The 21,271-nt window shown below is 76.0% G+C and carries 16 protein-coding genes; 7 read left to right on the forward strand and 9 right to left on the reverse strand.

What is annotated here, in order from left to right; genetic code table 11:
• Positions 1-66: 66 nt before the first annotated feature.
• A complete protein-coding gene (locus tag ADK52_RS12440) occupies positions 67-576 on the forward strand; it encodes a mycothiol transferase (protein ID WP_053689825.1) in 510 nt (169 codons plus the stop codon).
• Between the two features lie 17 nt (positions 577-593).
• Entirely contained in the window at positions 594-2,267 is a 1,674-nt protein-coding gene (locus tag ADK52_RS12445) for a carboxylesterase/lipase family protein (protein WP_234343675.1), read from the forward strand.
• A gap of 7 nt (positions 2,268-2,274) precedes the next feature.
• On the opposite strand, the gene ADK52_RS12450 is transcribed toward ADK52_RS12445, so the two are convergent.
• Entirely contained in the window at positions 2,275-3,042 is a 768-nt protein-coding gene (locus tag ADK52_RS12450; RefSeq protein WP_159045914.1) for a hypothetical protein, read from the reverse strand.
• A 78-nt stretch (positions 3,043-3,120) separates the two neighbouring features.
• Between ADK52_RS12450 and ADK52_RS12455 the strand changes: the two genes are divergently transcribed.
• Both ADK52_RS12455 and ADK52_RS12460 read left to right on the forward strand, forming a co-directional pair.
• Positions 3,121-3,651, forward strand: a complete 531-nt coding sequence (locus ADK52_RS12455; protein WP_053689828.1) for an HAD domain-containing protein — start codon at positions 3,121-3,123, stop codon at positions 3,649-3,651.
• A complete protein-coding gene (locus ADK52_RS12460) occupies positions 3,648-4,019 on the forward strand; it encodes a hypothetical protein (protein WP_053689829.1) in 372 nt (123 codons plus the stop codon). Before ADK52_RS12455 ends, ADK52_RS12460 begins: the two co-directional genes overlap by 4 nt.
• On the opposite strand, the gene ADK52_RS12465 is transcribed toward ADK52_RS12460, so the two are convergent.
• The 6 genes from ADK52_RS12465 to ADK52_RS12490 all read right to left on the reverse strand — a co-directional run bounded on the left by ADK52_RS12465 (position 3,979) and on the right by ADK52_RS12490 (position 17,474).
• Complete coding sequence (locus tag ADK52_RS12465) at positions 3,979-4,551, reverse strand: GNAT family N-acetyltransferase (protein WP_053689830.1); 573 nt, start codon at positions 4,549-4,551, stop codon at positions 3,979-3,981. The genes ADK52_RS12460 and ADK52_RS12465 overlap by 41 nt on opposite strands.
• Positions 4,552-4,639: 88 nt before the next feature.
• Entirely contained in the window at positions 4,640-6,601 is a 1,962-nt protein-coding gene (locus ADK52_RS12470) for an SWIM zinc finger family protein (protein WP_053689831.1), read from the reverse strand.
• A gap of 20 nt (positions 6,602-6,621) precedes the next feature.
• On the reverse strand, positions 6,622-10,356 hold the full coding sequence (locus ADK52_RS12475) for a DUF5682 family protein (protein ID WP_199828488.1): 3,735 nt from the start codon (positions 10,354-10,356) through the stop codon (positions 6,622-6,624).
• Positions 10,353-11,516 (reverse strand): ATP-binding protein, encoded by a 1,164-nt coding sequence (locus ADK52_RS12480; protein WP_053689832.1) that lies wholly within the window; start codon positions 11,514-11,516, stop codon positions 10,353-10,355. The genes ADK52_RS12475 and ADK52_RS12480 overlap by 4 nt, the downstream gene beginning before the upstream one ends.
• A gap of 94 nt (positions 11,517-11,610) precedes the next feature.
• On the reverse strand, positions 11,611-16,608 hold the full coding sequence (locus ADK52_RS12485; RefSeq protein WP_234343677.1) for a DNA-binding protein: 4,998 nt from the start codon (positions 16,606-16,608) through the stop codon (positions 11,611-11,613).
• Positions 16,605-17,474, reverse strand: coding sequence for a DUF4132 domain-containing protein (locus tag ADK52_RS12490; protein ID WP_053689834.1), 870 nt, complete (start codon positions 17,472-17,474; stop codon positions 16,605-16,607). The genes ADK52_RS12485 and ADK52_RS12490 overlap by 4 nt, the downstream gene beginning before the upstream one ends.
• 259 nt (positions 17,475-17,733) lie before the next feature.
• On the opposite strand from ADK52_RS12490, the gene ADK52_RS12495 reads away from it, so the two are divergent.
• The 3 genes from ADK52_RS12495 to ADK52_RS12505 are packed head-to-tail and all read left to right on the forward strand — an operon-like array spanning position 17,734 to position 19,485.
• Complete coding sequence (locus ADK52_RS12495) at positions 17,734-18,459, forward strand: HNH endonuclease family protein (RefSeq protein ID WP_053689835.1); 726 nt, start codon at positions 17,734-17,736, stop codon at positions 18,457-18,459.
• Positions 18,456-18,794 (forward strand): hypothetical protein, encoded by a 339-nt coding sequence (locus ADK52_RS12500; RefSeq protein ID WP_053689836.1) that lies wholly within the window; start codon positions 18,456-18,458, stop codon positions 18,792-18,794. Before ADK52_RS12495 ends, ADK52_RS12500 begins: the two co-directional genes overlap by 4 nt.
• Before the next feature lie 43 nt (positions 18,795-18,837).
• On the forward strand, positions 18,838-19,485 hold the full coding sequence (locus ADK52_RS12505) for a hypothetical protein (protein WP_234343678.1): 648 nt from the start codon (positions 18,838-18,840) through the stop codon (positions 19,483-19,485).
• A gap of 52 nt (positions 19,486-19,537) precedes the next feature.
• On the opposite strand, the gene ADK52_RS12510 is transcribed toward ADK52_RS12505, so the two are convergent.
• Together ADK52_RS12510 and ADK52_RS12515 are read right to left on the reverse strand one after the other, a co-directional pair.
• On the reverse strand, positions 19,538-20,071 hold the full coding sequence (locus tag ADK52_RS12510; protein ID WP_053689838.1) for a GNAT family N-acetyltransferase: 534 nt from the start codon (positions 20,069-20,071) through the stop codon (positions 19,538-19,540).
• A gap of 87 nt (positions 20,072-20,158) precedes the next feature.
• Entirely contained in the window at positions 20,159-21,103 is a 945-nt protein-coding gene (locus ADK52_RS12515; protein ID WP_053689839.1) for an isopenicillin N synthase family dioxygenase, read from the reverse strand.
• Positions 21,104-21,271: the final 168 nt, after the last annotated feature.

The raw sequence follows: 21,271 nt of genomic DNA on the forward strand, positions 1-21,271 counted from the left end.
CGGTCGCCACGGGGCACCGGCCGATGCCGTACGTCAGGGACATGACGCCACTTCAGGAGGCGGTACATGAAGGCTACGGAGGCACTGGCCGATGCGTACGGGCGCATCCACGAGGTGGTGCACGACGTGGTCGAGGGGCTCTCGGCCGAGGAGTTGAACGCGCGGATCGACCCGAAGGCGAACTCGATCGCCTGGCTGGTGTGGCACCTGACCCGGGTGCAGGACGACCACATGGCGGACGCTTCGGGCCTGGAGCAGGTCTGGACGGAGCAGGAATGGTTCACCCGGTTCGCCCTGCCGCTGCCGGCCGAGGCCACCGGTTACGGGCACACGGCCAAACAGGTCGGGACGGTCCTGGTCGAGTCGGACGAGCTGCTGCTCGGGTACTTCGACGCCGTCCACGAGCGGACCACCGACTTCGTCCGGGGGCTCTCCGCGACCGATCTGGACCGCGTGGTCGACACGGGCTGGGACCCGCCGGTCACCTTGGGGATGCGGCTGGTGAGCATCCTCTCCGACGACCTCCAGCACGCCGGCCAGGCCGCGTACGTACGGGGCGTCGTGCAGCGCGGATAGCGCCGTTCCGGGTACGCATGAGGACAGAGACGGACGACGAAGGGCGGTCGATGGTGTCCCGTGCCCGCTTCGTACGACGCTGGAGCGCCGTGTGGTGCGCCCTGCTCGTGCTCGCCACCGGGGCCGGACCCGCGTCCGCGGCGTCCGCGCCGGGCGCGCCGGGCGCGGCCACCGAGGACCGGCCGGTCGTGGAGACCGACCGGGGGCCGGTACGGGGCACCGCGCACGGCACGTTCCGGACCTTCGAGGGAATCCCGTACGCGGCGCCGCCGACCGGACCGCTGCGCTGGCGGCTCCCGCAGCCCGCGGCGCGCTGGGCGGGCGTACGCGACGCCGGGGCGCCGGGGGCGCGCTGCGTGCAGCTGCCGGCGGTGGGTCCGGGCGGGCCGAGCGGCTCCGAGGACTGCCTGTACCTGAACGTCACCACGCCGTCGCCTTCGGCGGCCTCGGGCGGGCGGGGGCGGCCGGTCATGGTCTGGTTCCACGGCGGCGGCTTCGTCAACGGAGCCGGTGACTCCTACCGGGCGGACCGGCCGGCCGTCCAGGGCGGTGCCGTGGTCGTCACCGTCAACTACCGGCTCGGCGTCTTCGGCCTCTTCGGGCATCCGGCGCTCGGCGGCGCCCCGGACTTCGCCATCGCCGACCAGCAGGCGGCGCTGCGCTGGGTGCGGTCCAACGCCGCCCGCTTCGGCGGCGACCCGACCGACGTGACCCTCTTCGGAGAGTCGGCGGGCGGGCTCAGCGTCTGCGCGCACCTGACCTCACCGGCCTCGGGCGGCCTGTTCCAGCGGGCGATCCTGCAGAGCGGCTCCTGCTCGACCACCATGCCGCCCCGCTCGCTGCTGCCCACGCTCGGCCGGTACGAGCCCTTCGTGCCCGAAGAGCGCACCGTCGCGGACGGGGTCACGGCGGCGGCCGGGCTCGGCTGCGACCGGCCGGAGCCGGGCGCGGTACTGGACTGCCTGCGCGGGAAGGACGCGGCGGCGCTCGCGACGCCGGAACTGATGATGCGGTTCTCGCTCGTCTCCTACGGCGCCCGCAACCGCGTGCTGCCCGAGGAACCCCGGCGGGCCCTGGAGGGCGGCCGCTTCCACCGGGTGCCGGTGATCGAGGGCATCAACCGGGACGAGATGCGGATCTTCCTCGCGCAGGGCCTGACGGCCTACCCGATCCCCGACGCGGGCGCTTTCCGGGCCCGGGTGGAGCAGTCGTTCGGCGCCGCGGCCGTCCCGGCCGTCGAGGCGCGGTACCCGCCGGCGGCGTACCCGACCCCGGCGCTGGCCTTCGCCGCCGTACTCTCCGACACCTCGTTCATCTGCCCTGCGCTGCGGGACGGCCGGGCGATGGCCCGGCACGTGCCGGTGTACGCGTACCGGTTCAGCGACCGGGACGCGCCGAACTTCACCGGCCTGCCGGAGGTGCCGGGGTTCCCGTACGGCGCCTCGCACGGTTGGGAACTGCCCTACCTGTTCACGATGGATGCCGCCGCCCTGACGGCTCCGCAGCGCGCGCTGTCGGAGCGGATGACCGCCGACTGGACGGCGTTCGCCCGTACGGGCACTCTCCCGGCGTGGCCGCGGTTCGGCCCGGCCGATTCCGTGCTGTCGCTGGCGCCGGGCCCGGGCGGGATCCACCCGGTGAACGGCCCGGCGGAACACCACTGCGCGTTCTGGAACGCCCAGGGGGTGTGAGCCCGCATCACCATGCCGAGGTGGCCACGATGTACCCGTCGCCCGTCCGGACGGACAGGGTGCCGTGGTCCTGGTACACCTGCTGCCGCCAGGACACGAACACGTCCGCCACCCGACGGCCGTCCTCCGCGAGGCCCTTGCCCACGGATCGGGTCGCGAAGGTCACGACCGCCTCCCCGGCATCCCGTCCCTTGCGGACCCGGGCCTCGCTGACGGCCCGTTCGGGCAGGAACTTGTCGGCGCTGGTGCGGCGCTGGGCGTAGTAGGCGTTGAAGTCCCGCGTCATGTCGAACCACCCGGCCCCGCCGCAGGGCCCGGCGCCGTTGGTGATGTCCCCGTCGGTGGGCGGCCCGGCAGACGCGCCGCTCTCCTGATCGGTGGGCGGCCCCGCGTACCCACCCGTCTCCTGATCGGTCGGCGGTCCGGCGTAGCTGCTGCCCGTCTCCTCATCGGTGGGCGGTCCGGCGTAACTCCCCGTCTCCTGATCGGTGGGCGGTCCGGCGTAGCTGCTGCCCGTCTCCTCATCGGTGGGCGGTCCGGCATACCCGCCGCCCGTCTCCTCCTCCGTCGGCGGGTCGGGCAGACCCGTACCGCCGCCGCCCGTCGTCCGGTCGAGGCCGCAGGTCTCCTTCACCGGCGCGGCCGGGGCGGGCGGCGCGGCGGCTTCCCCGCCGGCGTGCCGCGTGCCGCATGCCGCCAGTACGGCGCACATGAGCCCCACCACCACCGCCGCTCTCACGGCCGGCCGGGACCCGGCCGCAGTCGTCCTCGTCATCGTCACGATCGTCCCCCCTTGCCCATGAAGAGGGGACGACGCCTCCCGCGGTTCCACACCGGGCGCTACGGTGCCGCCATGACCAGCCCAGGCCGGCGCCCCCTCCTCTTCCTCGACGTCGACGGACCGCTCATCCCGTTCGGGGCCACCGCCCGCGAGCTGCCGAACGGCTACCCGGCGTACGGGACGCGGCCCGACCCGAACCCCCTCCTCGCCAGGCTCGATCCCGCCCTCGGGTCCCGCCTCCTGGCGCTGCCGTGCGACCTGGTCTGGGCCACGACCTGGATGGCCGACGCGAACGCGTGGGTCGGGCCCCGGATCGGCCTGCCGGACCTGCCGGTGGTGTCCTGGCCGGACCCGTCCGAGCAGGACGACCGCGACCGGACCCACTGGAAGACCCGCGCCCTGGTCGACCACGCCGCCGGCCGCCCGTTCGCCTGGGTGGACGACGAGATCACCCCCGCCGACCGCTCCTGGGTCCGCGCACACCACCCGGCCCCGGCCCTGCTCCACCGCGTGGACGCCCGCTTCGGCCTCACTCCGGCAGACTTCACCACGCTCGCCGCATGGCTGCGCGGCCACACGTTCCCCCAGGAGGTCACCGCATGACGCCGCTCCCCGCCCTGCCCCCGCAGGCCGCCTGGCACGACACGGGCACGAACGTCTTCCGCTGGGCGGCCCGGGCGGACGGACGCTGGTGGGCCCTGCGGCTCAACGACTTTCCCGAGCATCCCCTCCACACCTTGTTCATCGACGCGCAGGTCGTGGGCGACATCGATGACGTCCCGGACACCTGGCGCCTGCGGCCGGGCGCCGCGCTGCCCGCCCTCACCGCGTCGGAACGTGCCGAGGTGCTCGCCCTCATGACCGGCCTCGGATCCTACGGAGCCGAGGCCGGCACCCCGTGCACGGGCGACTGGTGCACCTGCACGCTCCTCACCGACGAGTACGCCGCCCGGCTCGACCGGACGGCGTGACCGCGGACCACACGCCGAACCACTGCTCGGCGCCGAACTCCTCGAACCGCTCCACTTCGGTGAACCCCAGCTTGGCCGCGAGGCGCATCGAGCGGTCGTTGGCGGTCTGGGTGCAGAGCACCACCGGCTCGCCGGGCAGCGCGTCGGCGAACCAGTCGAGCGCCGCCGCGCACGCCTCGGCGGCGTACCCGCGTCCCCACGCCTCCGGCAGGAGCATGTAGCCGAGTTCGGCCTCCCCGGCGTCCGGGCGGAGGTGCCCCGGACGCTCCGCGTCGCGCCGATCGAGCATGATCGTGCCGATCATCGCTCCGTCGAGATCGATCACGAAGAGGCCGGGGCGCCGCCCGGGCACCTCGGGCACCGCGCGTTCGAGCCCCTCACGCGGTCGAGGGCCACCGAGGTGGGCACCCGCCTCTGGCGACGCCAACAGCTCGATGAACGCCGCACGGTCCCGGGCCTCGGACTCGCGGAGCACGAGCCGTTCGGTCCGCATCGGGGCAGGAGGCCAGGCGACGGGTCCGAGTTCGGTCATGGCGGCCAGCCCATCGAAGGCCCGTGCGAGCGATCCGGGCGCCGGATCACCACAGCAGTGCATCCACCCCACGACACGTCAGCGCGGGTCAAAGAGACACCTCCTGGCTCCAAGCCCAGGACGCGGCCACCAGGGAGCGTTCCGCCGCGGCCAGGTGGATGGAGGCGGCCAGCCAGGCGTGGGCGTAGGCGTCCGGTGAGGGGTTCGTCAGGCGGCCGAAGGGGTCGCGGGGGCGGCGGTCCGCCTCCGCGGCGAGGGCTGCGGCCAGTTCGGCCGCCGCGGTGAAGCCCGCCCGGCGCAGGGGGCCGTACGCGGTGAGGGGCTCGGCGGTGCGGGCCGCCTCGGCGACGGCGCGGCGCCCGCCCGCGACCCCGCTTTCGAGCAGTCGGCGTACCCGCCACAGCGGTGAGTCGGCCAGGACGTCCGGACCTTCGGCCGCGGACGGCACAGTTGCCGCGCCGGACGGGAAGTGGCTGCCCTGGAGCACGTCGTAGCCGAGGTCCGCGCGGCCCAGCCATTCCTCGGGCAGGCGCAGCGTGTACTCCGCGCCGGGCACCGGCCCGACGGCCAGCGGGCGCAGCGTCGCGGCGCGGTCCAGGTCGGGCCGTCCCAGGACACGGATCAGCAGCCCCGGATGGGCGGCGATCCGGCGGAGGTTGGCCGTGTGCGGCAGCTCCGGATGGGGGTGGGCGGCGCGCAGCCGCAGCAGGGGCGCGTCCGCTCGTACCTCGCGGACCAGGAGGTCCTCGCCGGCGGCCCCGACGACCGCGACCTCGCAGCCGAGCAGGGCGGTCCCGGCTCCGTCCGGGTCGGCGTCCCGGTCGGCGAGCTGGGCGGCCACGGCCTCGGCCGCCGGGCGGGCGAAGAGCGCGGCGGCCGGCTCCTCGGTCCACGGGACTCCGCGCAGCGGGGTCGCCTGCACCCCGCGTCCGGCGCCGAGGCGGCCGTCGGCGGAGACCGTGGCCCCGGCGATACGGAGCCCCCCGCGCGCGAGTCCCGCATGGTCGAGGGCGGCTCCGCCGAGCGCCACGGAGGCGGATCCGGCGCCGCGGGCGCGGGCCAGGCCGCCGGGGCGGACGTCGGAGACGGAGTAGTGCGAGCCGTCCGCGGCGAGCAGGTGCGTGACCACTCCCCCGTACCCGGTGGCCGACAGGACCGGCTCCCGGCACAAGCCGTACACCCGCAGGCTGCCGCCCGGCCGGTAGGCGCGGCGGGCGGTACCGGTGAGCGCCGGGCCGGCCGTGCCGGACGCCAGCAGTCCGGCGGTGTGGAGGAGTTCGCGGAAGGCTCCGGTGAGGTCGGCGAGCCGGTGGCCGCCGCTGCGGTCCCGGGCCGCGCGCAGGCCCCGTACGACCCGCAGCGCGGCGGCCTCGGCCCGGGGCAGCCCGGCGAGGCGCGCGGTGTGGGCGGCCCGCAGCAGCTCGGCCTGGACCACCGCGCCACCGGCCGTGACACCGGCGGCGAGTGCCTCGGCGGCGGCCCGCCGGAGCGCGGCGGCGGCGCCGAGCTGGGCGGCGGTGAGCTCGGGAGCGGGGTCGGGCCCGAGCTCGGGCCCGGACCCGGGCGCGGCCGTAGGCGCGGGCACGGCTCCGGATCCGCCCGCCGGCCCGCCCGCCGGATCGGCATCGGCATCGGACTCGGGGCTGGACTCGACCCCGGCATCGGGTCCGGACACGGGCCCGGACCCCGCTCCCGTCCCCGCCCCGGCTCCCGGTGCCGGATGCGGATCGGGCTGCGCCAGGAGGTCCGGGTCGGCCAACGGGGCTGCGCCCAGGGCTGCCGCGCGGTGCAGACAGCGGGGCGCCAGCAGGCAGGTGCAGGTGGCCTGGTCGGCCGCCGTGACCGCGCCGTCCGGGCCCGGCCGCAGCGTGACGAGCGCGTCCTCGCCGAAGCGGAAGGTCACGGCCCCGTCGTCCCCCCGGGCCGCGCCCGCGGCGCAGCCCTCGATGGCGGCGTCGAGCTTCTTGCGCAGCCGGGCCGTGAGGTTCTCGACGGCCTCGGCGAGGACCTCGGGGGCCACGGGCGGCAGTTGCGGGGGACCTGCGTTCAACTGGTTACTCGACTCACTGCTCAACGGGATTCTCCACGGAGGCGGTCGCCCACCCAGCGGGCGAGGGCGAGCGGACTGAGGGCGGCCACCGGCATGCCAGCCGCGACGAGCTGCCGGGCGACCGGGACCGAGTACCGGGGCGCACCCGCGTCGTCGAGGGCCGCGCAGCCCAGCAGATGGGCGCCGGACGCGGCCAGTGCGCGGACCTCCCCGAGGAGCCCGCCGATCGGCGCGCCCTCCTCGAAGTCGCTTACCACGACGACGAGCGTGCGGCTCGGCACGGTGATCAGGGAGCGGGCGTGGGCCAGACCCGCCGCGATGTGCGTCCCGCCCCCGACCCGGACCTCCAGCAGCAGCGAGAGCGGGTCCTCGACCCGGTCGGTGAGGTCCACGACCTGCGTGGAGAAGGCCAGGAAGTGGGTGGACAGGGTCGGCACGCCGCCGAGGACCGCGGCCGTGAGGGCCGACCAGATGACCGAGGCCTCCATGGATCCGGAGACGTCGACGACGAGGATCAGCCGCCAGTCCGCCTCGCGGCTGACCCGGGTGCTGAACACGGGCCGTTCCGGGACGACGACCACCCGGCCGTCTCCCAGGCGGCGGGTGTGCGCGAGGTTGGCGCGCAGGGTCCGCGCCAGGTCGAGCCTGCCGCCGGGGCGGCGGGTGGGGCGCGGGGTGGCGAGCCCGGAGAGCGCCGGGCGCATCCGGGTGGCGAGTTCCTTGGCGAGCTCGTCGACCAGCCGCCTGACCAGGGGCCGCAGCCGGGCGAGTTGGGCCTCCGGCATGCCGCCGGCCAGCGACAGCACGGAGCTGAGCAGCTCCACCGAGGGCCGGACGGCCGCCGGGTCGAGCTGGCTCAGCACGTCGGCGCGGCCGGCGTCGGCCGCGTCGGCGAGGACCTCCTCGCGCACGTCGGCGCCGAAGAGCGCTTCGAGCTCCTGCGACCATTCGCGGGCCGTGGGGAAGGAGGCCTCCTGGCCGCCGCCGTTGCCGTTGCCCCGGCCGCCTTCGAGGTCGGCGGAGCCTTCGCCGCGGCCGTTTCCGTACAGCTCGTCGAGGGCGTGGGCGTAGCGCCGGGCACCGGCGGGGAGCCGGTCGCGCCTGCGGCCGAGCAGCAGGCGCCAGCGGTCGGCGGGGGCCAGCCGGTGGTCGCCGCGCAGCGGCGCGGGTACGGGAGTGCCGGACGGTTCGGCCGGTACGGGTGGCCCCGGCTCGGCGCCGGGGGCCGCGGCGCCCCCGGTCGCCGGCCCGTCGAGGGCCTTGAGCGCGGCGGCGCCGGCGGCGTCCGCGGCGGCCCACAGGGCGAGCAGCGCGGGTGGCGCGTCGAGCGACAGGTCGAGGCGGTCGCCGAGCCGCTCGGTGACGGTGTCCAGCAGCCGGTCGCGGGCGGCCGGGGCGAGTACGTCGAACCCGCCGCGCAGCGCCGGGAGCCGGTCCAGGAACTCCTGGTCGGCGAGCGCGTCGATGCGGTCCAGGACCGGGGCGAGGGCGTCCGCGGAGGACTGGAGCAGCGGTCCGGCGGCGGCCAGGACACCGCCGAGGCGGCGGGCGAGGGAGCGCCGGCCGCCGGGGGTGCCGGCGCCGTCGATCCACCCGGCGGCCCGGTCACCGAGACCGGCGGCCGGGTCCAGATCGAGGAGGACGCGTACGGCCAGTGCCGCTCCCTGCATCAACGGGGAGGCGGTCGCGGCCAGTTCCGCGAGGGCGGCGTCCATCCGCAAGCCCAGGTGCAGGGCGGCGGCCCGGTCGGCGAGGGCCACGAGGGCGCGCGCGTCGGCGGGGTCCTCGCTGCCGGCGAGGCCGGGAAGGGACCGTACGGCGGCTTCGAGCAGCCGGCCGGTGAGCGCGGTCGCGGCGGCGCGGGAGCCGTCGGAGGTACCGGGGAAGTGTCCGCGGGCGAGCCCCTCCAAGAGGTCCAGCGACTCCAGGAGTTCGGGCAGGGTCGCGGTCTGCGGAAGGGTCCCGGCGGCTTCCTCCAGCCGTACGCCGACCAGTTCGGGCAGGTCACACCGTGCGGCGGCGGCCAGGCCGGCGAGGATCCGGGCCGGGGTCGGACCGCCCTCGGCGGCGGCCCGCCGGGCGTCCTCGCGCAGCGTCCCGGCGGCGGCCTGGGCGGCGGTGACGCCGCGGACGCCGGCCAGGTCGAGGCGGGCCGGGACGGAAGGGGTCCAGGTCAGCCGCCACTTGGTGCCGAGGGCGGTGCCGTCGCCGGTGGCGGCCACGTCGAGGGGCTCCCCGTAGGCGGCCCCGCAGACGGCCAGCCGCTGGAGCAGGACCTCGCGGCGGCGGTCGAGCGGGGAGCGGAGCGGGTCGAGCCGCACCTCGCGGGGGGCGGGGTCGTCGGGGCCGGGCAGCCGCAGCTCCGCCAGCTCGGCCTCGACGGAGGGGCCGAGTCCGGAGCGCGGGGCGTGCGGGGTGATCCGGCCGCGGCCGGTGCCGACGAGCACGGCCTCCAGGGCCCGGGCCAACGCCCTGCCCCGGCCGAGGAGTTCACCCTGGCCGAGTACGGTGGTGACGGCTTCGAGGAGCTCGCCCCGGCCGGGTGCGGGCAGTCCGCGCAGGACGGCCAGGTCGCAGGCGAGCCGCAGGGTCTCGGCGGCCTCGCCGGTCCCGGCGGTGTGCCCGGCGCGGCGCAGCTCCCGGCAGATGCCGGTGACGGCGACGGATGCGGCATCGCGCACCCGCACGGCGTCCCCGCCGGCCAGGAGCACCTCCTGCTGCCACAGCGGGTCCCGGATCCCGGCGGGGTAGCCGGAGCGGGAGTCCAGCAGATCGAACGAGTAGGGCACGAGGGAGGTCACCGCCCCGGGGCCGGGTACCGAGCCCGTCCCGCCGGTCCCTCCGGACACCGGACCGCCGGCGGCACCCGCCGGCGCCTGCCCGGATGCACCGCCCCCGACCACGCGGGGAGCGAGCGCCGGCGCCCCTGCGCCCGCCGGATCAGGGCCGGCGGCCGGGCCCTCGGCCACGGCGCCCGGGGCCGGGGCGGACGCGTCCGCGCCGAGGAGGGCGGGGGCGTGGAAGGCGCCGATGAGCGCGGCGACCCTTCGGCCGCCGGCCGCGGCGGCGCCGATGACACCGCGCATGTGGGCCTCGCGGGCCAGGTCGGTCGCGGGGACCGGGCCGTCCTGGCGCAAGGCCCAGCCCACGCCGAGGGCGGCCCTCCGCACGGCTTCCGGGGCGCAGCCGGGGGCCAGTACCTCCACGGCACGGTCCCACAGGTCGTCGCCGTCCCGCCCGGTGCCGGAGGCTGCCAGCGCCCGCGCGTACGGGGCAAGGCCCGGCGGAGCCGGGGCCTGGGAGCGGGCGGCGGTCCAGCCGGGGTCGGTCAGCGGGAGGTCGCAGCAGAGGACCTCCACCCCGCGCGCCCGCGCCCAGCGGATCGCGGCCAGCTCCGGGGAGAAGTCCGCGAACGGGTAGAAGGCGAGGCCGCCCTCCCGGCCCGTGCCCGCCAGGGCGACGGGGGCGACGGTCTCGGGGTCCGCCAAGTGCTCCAGCCACGGCTGGAAGTCGGTCGGCAGCTCGACGCACACGACCTCCGCCTCCGCGGCGTCGAGCAGTGCGGGCACCACCGCCGCCAGTGCGGGGCTGTGGTGCCGTACGCCCAGCAGGTACGGCGCCGTCGACGCGGCGAGCCCGTCCACGACCGACCGCGGATCGGCTCCCGGCTTCGGGGCGGTGATCGCGGCCGGAGCACCGGCGGGCGGCGGGTCGGCGAGGGGGGTGAGCTCGGTGCGGTCGCCGGCGGCCGTCATCGGAGGTTCCCGCGGAGGTCCCACAGCCGGCGCCACATCGCCGAGCCGTCCTCGGCGCGGCGGCGCACCGGGCCGTCCCAGTAGCCCAGCAGGCGGCCGTGGTCGGCCGGGTCGTCCTTGCGGACCACGCCGAGCAGGTGCCCGGGCAGCAGGTCCAGTACGTCGCCGCCCGGCAGGTAGGCGGCGGCCACGCCCAGGGAGGCCGCCACCTGGACCGCCTCGGCCGTGGACATGACCGTACCGGGCCGTTCCACGTCCCAGCCCTCGGCCGAGCGCCCCGAGCGCAGGTCCCGGAAGACGGTGACCAGCGCGTCCAGCACCGCGTCGTCCACTCCGAACGCCGCGCCCGCCCGCTGTACGGCGGCCACCGCCTGGCGGCGGATCAGCGTGGCCTCGGCGTCCGCGTCCGCGATCGGCGCCACGGTCTCGAAGTTGAAGCGCCGCTTGAGGGCGGCGGACATCTCGGAGACCCCGCGGTCGCGCAGGTTGGCGGTGGCGATGACCGTGAACCCGGGGGCCGCGGAGACCACCGCGTCCTCGGTCGCGGTCAGTTCGGGCACGCTCACCCGCCGGTCGGACAGGATCGACACCAGTGCGTCCTGCACCTCGGGCAGGCAGCGGGTGATCTCCTCGACCCGCACCACCCGCCCGGTCCGCATGGCGGAGAGCACCGGGGAGTCGACGAGCGCCTGGGAGGTGGGGCCCTGGGCGAGCAGCAGGGCGTAGTTCCAGCCGTAGCGGAAGGCGTCCTCCGTCGTACCGGCCGTGCCCTGCACGGTGAGCGCGCTGGTGCCGCAGACGGCGGCGGCCAGCAGCTCGGACAGCATCGACTTCGCCGTGCCGGGCTCGCCGGTGAGCAGCAGGCCGCGCTCCCCGGCGAGCGTGACGACGCAGCGCTCGACCAGGGCGCGTTCGCCGACGAACTTCGGGGCGATCGCCAGCTTGGCCGGGAGCCCGGCGGGCCGGCGGCCCGGCAGGGCCAGTTCCGTTCCCTCGCTGCCGCACACGAAGGTGACGACGGCGCGCGGGGTGAGCGCCCAGCCGGGCGGGCGGGGGCCGGTGTCCTGGGCGGCGAGGAAGGAGAGTTCGGCGGCGTAGCGCTCCTCGGCGGGCAGCGATTGCCGGGCGGCGGTCTGAACGGGTGTGTCGGTCAGGGTCATGACGTGCTGTGTCCTTCGGATGACGGGGGCGTACGGATGCCGGGCGGCGCGGCGCGCCCTCCTCGGGGAGGGCGCGCCACGGCCGGTTAAGGGGTCAGCGGCGGCGTGCGCGGGTGCGCTTGACCTTCAGGGCCTCGAATCGGGGTACGTCGCCCTCGCGGACCCGCTGCCAGGCCCGCCGGTAGAGGTCCGCGGCCGGCTCGTCCGGCACCAGCACCCCCAGTGCCGGCCGCCCGCCCGGGGCCAGCCCGTACATCGGCAGCTTCCACTGCTCGACCGGCAGCACCGGCGAGGGCATCTCCGCCCAGCCGCCCGGCAGGAACAGCGAGCGTCCGGCCCGGGTCCGGGAGGCCGTCACCACCAGGTCGGTGGCGGCCAGTTCGGCGCGGGCGGCCTTCAGCCGGGCCGGCTTCCAGCCGGTCCAGCGCGCCAGGTTGCGGTCGGTGGGGTCGGGCATGGCGAGCAGTGCCAGGTACACGGCGGCCGCGTCCGCGCCCAGGCCGTGCGCCTCGCTGACCTCGGCCACCAGCTCGGGCACCGAGCGGCTCGGGTCCTGCGGCCACCACGTGCCGTCCTTGTCGACGGATCCGGCCGCCGGCGCACCCGGATCCGCCAGGAGAGCCGCGAACCGCGCGTCGTGGACGGCCCGCAGCGCCGTCTCCACCGACGACGGCTGCTGGTCCTCGCCGCGCAGCGCCGGCAGGTACGGGTCGGAGCCGGTCGAGTCGAGCAGGGCGGTCCGCAGCGCGGGCTTGGGCCGGTCGTCGTGGGTGGCCATGACCACCGCGCCGTACCGCTCGTAGCCCTCGCCCGTCTCGGTCGGCGTGCCCGCGGCCTTCCGGAAGTCGGGCAGGCTGGTGAAGTGCCCGATGCTGAGCATCAGTTCGGGCGCGGCGAGCCGCTGCCGCACGGCGGTCAGGGCGGGCGGCAGCGCGGCTCGCAGGGAGTCCCCGGCGGGCAGCCGGTGGGCCGTCCAGGCCGTCAGGGTCAGCGCGCCGGTCAGGACGGTCGAGGTGAAGGGCTCGTCGGCCGGTTCGCGGGGCTCGACGTGGTCCCCCTTGACCTCCCAGGCGACGTCGACGCTCAAGGAGCGCGACTGCGCCGGGCCGAGGATCGCGGCCAGCGCCCGGTGCGTGGACCATCCGGTCTTCGCGGCGCGCGTGGCCTCGGCGAGCAGCCACTCGGGCACGGGCGTACGACGGCCCACGCGGCGGTTCCACTCCTGCGCTGCGGCGGCCACGTCCGGCCCCTCCGTCCACAGCCGCGCCGGGTCGGCGGGCAGCAGCGCGGCCACGACCTCGCGCCGCACCTCGATCTGGAGGCTCTTGAGCTCGGACCGGGCGTGCTTCGCGTCGGCAGCCTTGACGCCGAGGGCGGTGCGCAGTTCGGCCGGCAGGAAATGGTGCTCGTAGCTGTCGATGTTGGGCAGGCCGGCCAGCAGCAGCCGCGCGAGGGTTCCTGAGACGCCCGTGAGCCGGGCGAACTCCTCGGCGGCTTCGGGGAAGAACGGCGCCGGACCGCGCTCGGCGGCCTCGGTCAGGAAGGCCGTCAGCCACCCGGGGCCGCGCCCCCGGTCGCCGAGCGGGGCCTGGCCGCGCACGGTGTAGGGGCCGGGCACGGTGAAACGGCCGGCGGGGTCGTACAGCAGCGCCCCGAACTCGTGCCCGTCGGGAACGGACGTGTTGTGCTCGGTGAGGCCGAGGACGGCTCCGCCGCCCAGCGGGAGCAGGCTGCGGTGCGAGGTGTTGCGCTCGATGCCGTCGGGGGTGCGCAGGTGGCGCTGGTCGAGGTGGACCAGGACCCGGCGCCAGTGGTCGGCGGAGTCCTCGGCGGAGGCCAGCCCGAGCGCGTCCACCCGGCCGAGCACCGTGCACAGGGCGGCCCGATGCTCGTCGGTGGTGCCGACGGCGACGGCCCGGTACGCGATCGCGGCGGGCTGGTCCAGCAGCTGCGTGAACGGCAGGGCGGAGTAGGGCAGTGCGGCCAGGTCGAAGTGGAGCCGGCCGGGCACGGCGGCGGCTTCGGTGTCGGCGGCCGCCCGGGCCAGCCCGCCCAGGTAGCGGTACGCCGCGTCGGTCTGGGCGCCCCAGCGGTAGTACCCGGTGCCGACGAGCCCGTGCAGCGCGTCGGCGATCAGTTCGTCGGTGGGGCCTTCGGGCTCCCCGTCGGCCGCCGCGCCCGAGTCGGGGTCCAGCCGGGCGGCGACCGCGTCCAGCGCCTCCTGCTGGGCGAGGGCGAAGCGCAGCACCTCGACGATGCCCCCGATCAGCTGCGGGGCGGTGACCTGCGGCAGCGCCGAGCGCACCAGGTCGGGCAGGTCGGTGGCCGCCTCGGCGGCGGCCGCCGCCTTGAGCAGGACGCCGATCGAGGCGCCGTCGGCGGCGCGCAGGGCGGCCGAGGCTTGCGGGTCGCGCGGGCGCAGCGCGTACCAGAAGGGCAGCGGCGGGAGCTCGACGCTGCCGGTGGCGAAGGCGGCGGTGCGGTAGTCGCTGCGCGACTGGGCGGTGACCACGCCGTCCGGGTCGCTGATGCTGAGCTCGCGCCAGCGGTGGGTGAGCGCGCGCGGCCGCTCGTCGCCGGGGAAGGTGAGGGCGGCGACGGGCATCTCGGAGCCCTCGGGCACGCCGACGCTGCGGCCGCCGGTGTCGGAAGCCTCCCAGCCCCGGCCGGGGACGCGTACGGTCCGCCAGCCGAGCAGGCCGTCCACGGGCGCGCCGAGGACCGAGCCCTCGACGGCGGGCGCGGGCCGCAGCCAGCAGGACTGGGCGGGCACGGTGTTGCCCTCCCCGGGGTGGGCGCGCAGGGCGTCGGTGAGGAAGGCGGGCACCGAGAACCGGCCGAGGGCTCCGCCGGCGGGGTCGTACTCGCGCCAGCCGCCCTCGTGCTCCTGGTCGCGGTGCTGCCACACCCAGTACGAGGTCCCGTCGGACAGCAGCCGGCGCTCGCCCGGCAGTTTGGTGTCCCCGGCGTGCAGGACCCCGCCGCCAGTGGTGCGGCCGCCGCCGGGCAGGGGCAGGCTGATGTCCTCGGAGCGCAGGTTCCAGTAGCCTCCGTGGACGTCGACGGTGAAGACGTTGCCGGGGTCGGTGTGCCAGTAGCCCTCGACGCCCCCGCTGCCGTAGTGGGCCCAGAAGACGAGCAGTTCGCCGTCGACGTAGTGGAATCCGTACCGGCGCGCGTTGTTGCTCGCCGCCCGCAGGTCGTGGGTGAGCACGGTGGAGTCGGCGTCGATGACGCGGACCTGGGCGGAGTTGGCGACGATCAGGTGCGGCCAGGCCTCGACGACGGTCAGCCCGTGCGCGCCCTGGCCGCCGGGCGTCATCTCGGCGACCGCGGTCTCCCAGGCGGGCCAGGAGAGTTCCTCGAAGAGGCCGGTGCGCAGGGTGCGGGCGAGGGTCTCGCCGAGGTCGGCGGCGGCAGCGAGAACCACCTCCTCCCGGGCGAGTTCGAGGGCCTCGGCGGGCAGCCAGGTCAGCCGCCGGATGGCGTCCGGCAGTCCGGGCAGGCCCGCGGCGGTGGAGGCGCCGGCCACCTCGTGCATCCACTCCGTGAGCATCGGGCGGCCGCCGGGCGAGGCCGCGAGCAGCCGCATGACCTCCACCGCGTGGCCGTCGCCGCCCAGCGCGTACGCGGCGCGCCGGAACGCGGGCCGGAAGCGCTGGTCGGCGGCGAGGGCGAGCAGGTCCCGCCGCTCGTCGGAGCGTGCCCAGTCGGCCAGGTTCAGCTGGTCGTGGCGCCGGCGCGACCCGGAGTCGGGCTCGGGATCGGTGACCGGGATGTCCAGGGAGAGCAGCAGGTCCAGCAGGTCGGCGTCCTCGACGCCCACCTTCAGCCCCGCTTCGCGGCCGGGCCCGGCGAGTTCGGCCCGCTCGGCGAGTTCGGCGCGCAGCCGGTCGGCCGCGCGGACGACGAGGTCGAGCAGGGCGGGCAGGGTGGGGCGCGAGCCCCAGCCGGTGTGCCGGGCGGCGTGGAAGCGCTCCAGCCAGCCGGCGGCGCCGTCGGAGCAGCGCTGCTCGGCGGGCAGGTCGGCGCTGACCAGCCCGGCGGTGGCGCCGGACTCCTCCAGCAGGCCGAGCCACAGCGCGGGGAGTTCGCCGTCCCCGCCGCCGGGCGGCGTCAGGCCGAGCAGGGTGCCCCGTACGGACGGCACCCGGCGGGCCAGCGCGACCAGCGCGGTGCGGTGCGCCTTCCACCAGCCGTACGCGGCCCGCAGCGTGGCCGGCAGCGGCAGCAGCTCGGCGAGGTAGTCCTGCTCGGCCTCGGTGCCGGTCAGGCCGGCGGCGCGGGCGAGGCGGCGCAGCTCGGTCGCGGCCTGCGCGGAGGGCGGCAGTCCGCCCGCGGTACGCCGGACGCACAGCCGGCGGAACCGCTCGTGGGCCTCGGCGGGGCTGACGCGGGCGGACAGCTCCTTGGCGTAGCCGGTGAGCACCTTCACCGGGAGGGCGCCGACCAGGGCGAATTCGAGGAAGACGCCGTCGAGGCGGTCCTCGTCGACGGCCAGGCCGTGCTGGGCCTCGCTGGTCCGGGCGCGGCCGAACAGCTGGGCTGCGTACGTGGTGTTCTCGACGGCGAGGAAGACGCGGGCGGCCTGCTCGTAGAAGACGGGCAGGAAGTGCGGGACGGCGGCGCCGAGCCGGCCGGCCAGTTCGTGGCAGGCGTCGAGGGCGGCCTTGGGCTTGGTCTTGGCCGTACGGGCCAGCCGGTCCAGCTCGGGGACCACGGCGAGGGCGTGGTGTCCGTCCTCCGGGTGGTGAACGAGGACCCATTCGGGGAAGCCGAGGGCCTGGCGCTGGCCGAGGCCGACCACGGGCGGCGCGCCCTCGGCCTCGGCGGGCACGAGTCCCAGGAAGCCGGCGGCGAGGTCCTCGGCCGGCCCCAGTTCGGCGGCGGCGAGCCGGACGACGACGCGGTCGTCCGGGAGGGCGGGGTGGCGGTAGGAGCGCGCGGTCAGGTCGACCGCCGAGGGGCCCGCGCCCTCGGTGCCGTTCGGCAGCACGGCGCCGGCCTTGAGCAGCAGTTCGGCCTCGTGCACGGCAGCCGCGGCGCTCGCGCCGGTCGCGCCGGTTTCCGTTGCAGTCGTGGTGGTGCTCATCGCGCGTCCCCGCCCTCTTCGATCTTGCGCCCGGCGTACAGCGCCGCGGCCATCCGCATTCCCTCGGACCAGGCGACCGGCCCGACCTCCGTCAGCCGCACCGCCCGGCCGTTCTCGTCGTGCCAGCTCAGGGCACCGGTGCTCGTCTCGTCCTCGTAGTACGGCTCGCCGATCCAGACCGCCGCCTCCGTGCCCCGGCCGGTGTCGCGGACCTTGCAGGTCGCGTAGCCGCCGGAGACCCGGTAGCCGAGGCCCGTCGCCCGCGCGGCCAGGCCGAACCGGCTCGCGAAGACCCCGCCCGCGTAGTCCCGTACCTCCGTGGCGGTGGCCGCCAGGCCCTCGGGCTTCTTCCAGGTGGGCCGGTGGATCTGCTCGACGCGCTGCACGATGCCGAGTTCGGCCGCGAAGTCCCGTACGTCGTCCAGGTCGGGCAGCAGCACCGGGTGCGGCAGGGTCACCGTGCGCGGGGAGAGCCGTACGGTCTCGCCGTCGAGGTTGACCACCTTCAGCTCGCCGGACGCGGTGGCGTCCCGCAGGAAGCCCACCTCGTCCGGGTCCTCGCCGACGACGGCCATGTCGCGCAGCGCGCTCTGCCAGGCCTCGTCCGGCCAGACCCGGGCGAGCAGCGCCGTCGGCACGGGCAGCGAGGAGACCATCCAGGTGTCCACCTGGGCGATGCAGGCGGCCTCGTGCCGTTCCAGCCATTCGGCGAGCCGGCGCAGCCGGTCCACCTCGGGATGGTCGCGCAGCGCCTTGGGCAGCGTCTTCAACTGCCGTCCCGCCGAGCGGCCGGTGGCGGACCGCGCCGCCACCTTCCCTTCCACCAGGGCGATCTCGTACCCCTCGCCCGCCGCCAGCCATGCCATCAGTACGTGCCCCTCCGCCTGCCCGATCCCGGATGCGCGCAGCGTCGACCAGGGGATGAAGACCCCCTGAGCTGCGGTATGTCGGGAGACTAGCGAGAGCCACTGACAACGCCCGCCGAGGGGGCCCGTTCGGGGGCCCCTCCCGGAGGCACGCTCGGCGGCGGCGGGTCCGCGGCGGCCTGGTGGTCCGGTTGAATGTCCGGTTCTGGGTAGTCTTCCCGGGACAGCGTGCGGTGCGGGACCGGCTCGGGGTGGGTTCATGGGACGTCAGATACGTGTCCGGGGTGCGGTCCTGGCGGCGGCGGTGCTGCTGGCCGTGGCCGGATGCTCGGGTACCGGCACCGCGCCCGGCAAGGACGCGAAGCCCCCGGCGGCCGGTACGCCGTCCTCCGCTCCCGGCGGCGCGGACGCCAAACCGGCCGCGGGGGACGTGCTTCCCGGCATGGTCGACGTCCAGGCGGCCCGTACGCAGCTGGCCGCGCTCAAGGTCGCCCCGCCCGGGACCATGGCCGGCTACAGCCGGGCCAAGTTCACCCACTGGGCCGAGCAGGGCAACAAGTGCGACACCCGCGAGGTCGTCCTCAAGCGGGACGGCAAGGACGTCGCCCAGGACGCCGAGTGCAAGGCCGTCTCCGGCACCTGGAAGAGCCTGTACGACGGGGTCGTGGTCACCGAGGCGTCGAAGATGGACATCGACCACATCGTGCCGCTCGCCGAGGGCTGGCGATCGGGCGCGGCCGGCTGGGACGCCGCGCGGCGCAAGGCCTTCGCGAACGACCTGACCCACCCCCAGCTGCTCTCGGTGACGGCGGCCACGAACCGCTCGAAGGGCGACCAGAGCCCCGACCTGTGGCAGCCGCCGGACAAGGCGAGCTGGTGCCAGTACGGGCGGGCCTGGACCACCGTGAAATCCACGTACGGACTGACCGTGACCGAACCGGAGAAGAAGATGCTCACAACGATGCTGGACAGCTGCGCGGCATGACCGGACGACAGCACACGCCCGGACGGCAGCAGTGGTGCGACGAGGTCCTCGCCGGGCCCGGCGGGGCGATGACGGACGAGGTGGGCGTCATCACGGGCCCGCTGACCCTGCGCACGACGGCGCTGCCGGACGGCGGGACGGCCCGGATCGAGGTCCAGTACAAGGACGCGGAGGAGTGGTACACGCTGACCGGCAGCCCGGTCCCCCACCACGGCGACCCTGCGGCCGTCCACGCCGCCGCCCTCGCCGCGGTCCGCACGGGCCACGCCGCCGAAGCCCCGGCCCCGCCACCGCCCACGCCCCCGCTCAGGCCCCTGCCCCGGCCCCCGGCCTGACCCGCCGCGGCAGGCCCGGCCGGTGATCAGCATCATGATCCCCATGACACCGATATCGACACCGACACCGATCACGGCCATGGACCTCACCGGCTTCACCGAGCGCGAGCAAGGGGTCTGGACCGACGAGAAGGGCCTCGTCCTCTCGGTCCACTTCTTTCCCCTGGTCCCGGACCTGCCGGCGCCACTGCACGAAATCGACCGGCTCCGGCACGGCCTCGCCCGCTCCGCGGCCCGGGCGGGCGGAGGTCTGATCGAGGCCGTGCCCGGCGAGGTGGACTCCGTCCCGGCCGTACGGCAACTGGTCAAGATCCGGCGGCCGAACACCGAGCACGGGCTGGTGTTCCTCGCTTCCTGGACCCTGCCGAAGGCGGGCTGCAGCACAGTGATCAAGGTGCAGGCGGGAGAGCGGGGCACGACGGGCATGCGGGAGGCCGTCGTCGGCGCCCGCGTGGGCCACGAGAACTACTTCCGCCCCCACCCGTACGGGCCGGACGTATCGGGCGGCCTGCCGTACCACGTCGCCGACCTCGAGGAGTGGGACGCGCAGTTCCCCGAGCACCCGCTGACGCTGGTCCGCGGCGCGCTGCGGCGCATCGCCCCGACGGCGGCCTTGGACGAGCGTTTCAAGGCCCTCCCGCCGTTCGGGCCGCCGGCCGCCCCGCGGCGGCGCTGGTTCCGCCGGCCCTGACCCGCCGGCTGCGGAAGGAGCCGTCGGGTCGGATCTCGTAGCAGCCCTGGTATCAGCCCTCGTACTCCGTCAGGTCGATGCTGTGGACCTGGAGCAGGTGGCCGTTCTCCGGGTCCGTCGTGTCGAGGTCCAGCACCATGCCGAGCTTGCGGATCACGTTCTCGGACTCCTCGTGGCCCGACCGGTTCACCGCGATGACCCGGTCGAGGCCGCGGTCCTGGAGGGCGAACTCCAGGGAGGCCTGCGCCGCCTCGGAGGCGTAGCCCTGGCCCCAGTACGGCCGGCCGAGCCGCCAGCTGATCGCGACGAAGTCCCGTACCTGCGAGGGGGACTGCGCCACGGTCAGGCCGACCGCCCCGATCAGCTCGCCCGACGCCAGGAGCTCGACGGCGAAGAGGCCGAAGCCCTCCTCGTCCCACTCCTCCTCCCAGCGCTCGATCTCCTCGGCGGTCTCGTCCAGGTCGAGTGTGGAGCCGTCGCCGATCCAGCGCATGACGTCCGGGTCGGCGTTGATCTCCGACAGGGGGACGAGGTCGTCGTCGGTCCAGCGGCGCAGGAGCAGGCGGGGGGTGCGGATCTCGGTCATGCCCCCATCCTGCCGAACACCGCCGACCAGCGGTAATCGGGTCCGCCCGGGCGGCCGCCGGGTACCCGGTCACCGCCTCCGAAGAGGTCAGGACACGGTGATCGCGTCCAGCTTCGCCCGCAGGTAGACGTGGGAGTCCACGGGCTCGTGGACCACCCGGCCGACCGGGGCCGGGAGGGACTCGACCCGGGTGTGCGGGTCGCATTCGTAGAAGTAGACCAGCGAGACGAGCTCCTCGGCCGGTGCGTCGGCGGGCGGCGGCAGCACCCGGTGGCGGCCGGCGCGCCAGCGGTCCCCCGTCCAGCGGGCCATCAGGTCGCCGATGTTCACGGTGAGCGCGGCCGGGTCGTACGGGGCGTCCTGCCAGCCGTCGGCGTCGGTGTGGATCTGGAGCCCGCCCGAGCCCGGCTCGCGGTCGAGGACCGTGACCGTCCCGAAGTCCGTGTGCGCCCCGATGCGGAACTGGCCCGGCAGGGGTTCGCCGAGCACCTCCGTGCCCGGGTACCAGTTGAGGTTGAACCCCCAGGTGGGGTGGCCGGTGTGGCGGGTGAAGTGGTCGGCGGCGAGGCCGAGTGCGGTGGCGAGGAGCTCCAGCAGCTCGTCGGACAGGGCCCGCATCCGGGCGATGTACTCGACGACCAGCGGCCCCAGCGCCGGTACCTCGGCCGGCCAGGCGTTCGGCCGGAACCACTCGGCGTCCACGGACGGGTTCCCGGTGGGCTCGTCCGCCGCACAGGACCAGGACTCCTTGAGGTCGGGCGGCGAGGCCGCCCCCTCCGCGTAGCTGTTGGCCTCGGCGCCCGGTCCGAGCCAGCCGCGGCCGCCGACCGCGACGGCGTACGGCTCCTTCGCCCCGGCCGGCAGCCGGAAGAACTCCTTGGCGGCCTCCCGGATCCGCGCGGGCAGCTCGGGGTCCACCCCGTGCCCGGTGATCAGCAGGAATCCGGCGGCCTGGAGGGCCTCGTCGACGCGGGCGGCGATCCGCTCCCGCGCCCCGGCCCCACCGGACCGCCACGGCCCGAGATCGATCACGGGAACCCGGGAACGAGCGGAAGCGGAGGAAGTCGGAGAAGTCGGAGAAGCGGCAGAAGGAGAGGGAGAAGAACTCGGTGCGTCGGCTGAACTCGCCATCGGGGCCTGCCTTCCGAGCCGGTGTCGGGCGTCCGCCCCCGAGGCTATCGCCACGCGCCCCCACCCGGT

The organism is Streptomyces sp. WM6372 (genome assembly GCF_001279655.1).
GTDB lineage: Bacteria > Actinomycetota > Actinomycetes > Streptomycetales > Streptomycetaceae > Streptomyces.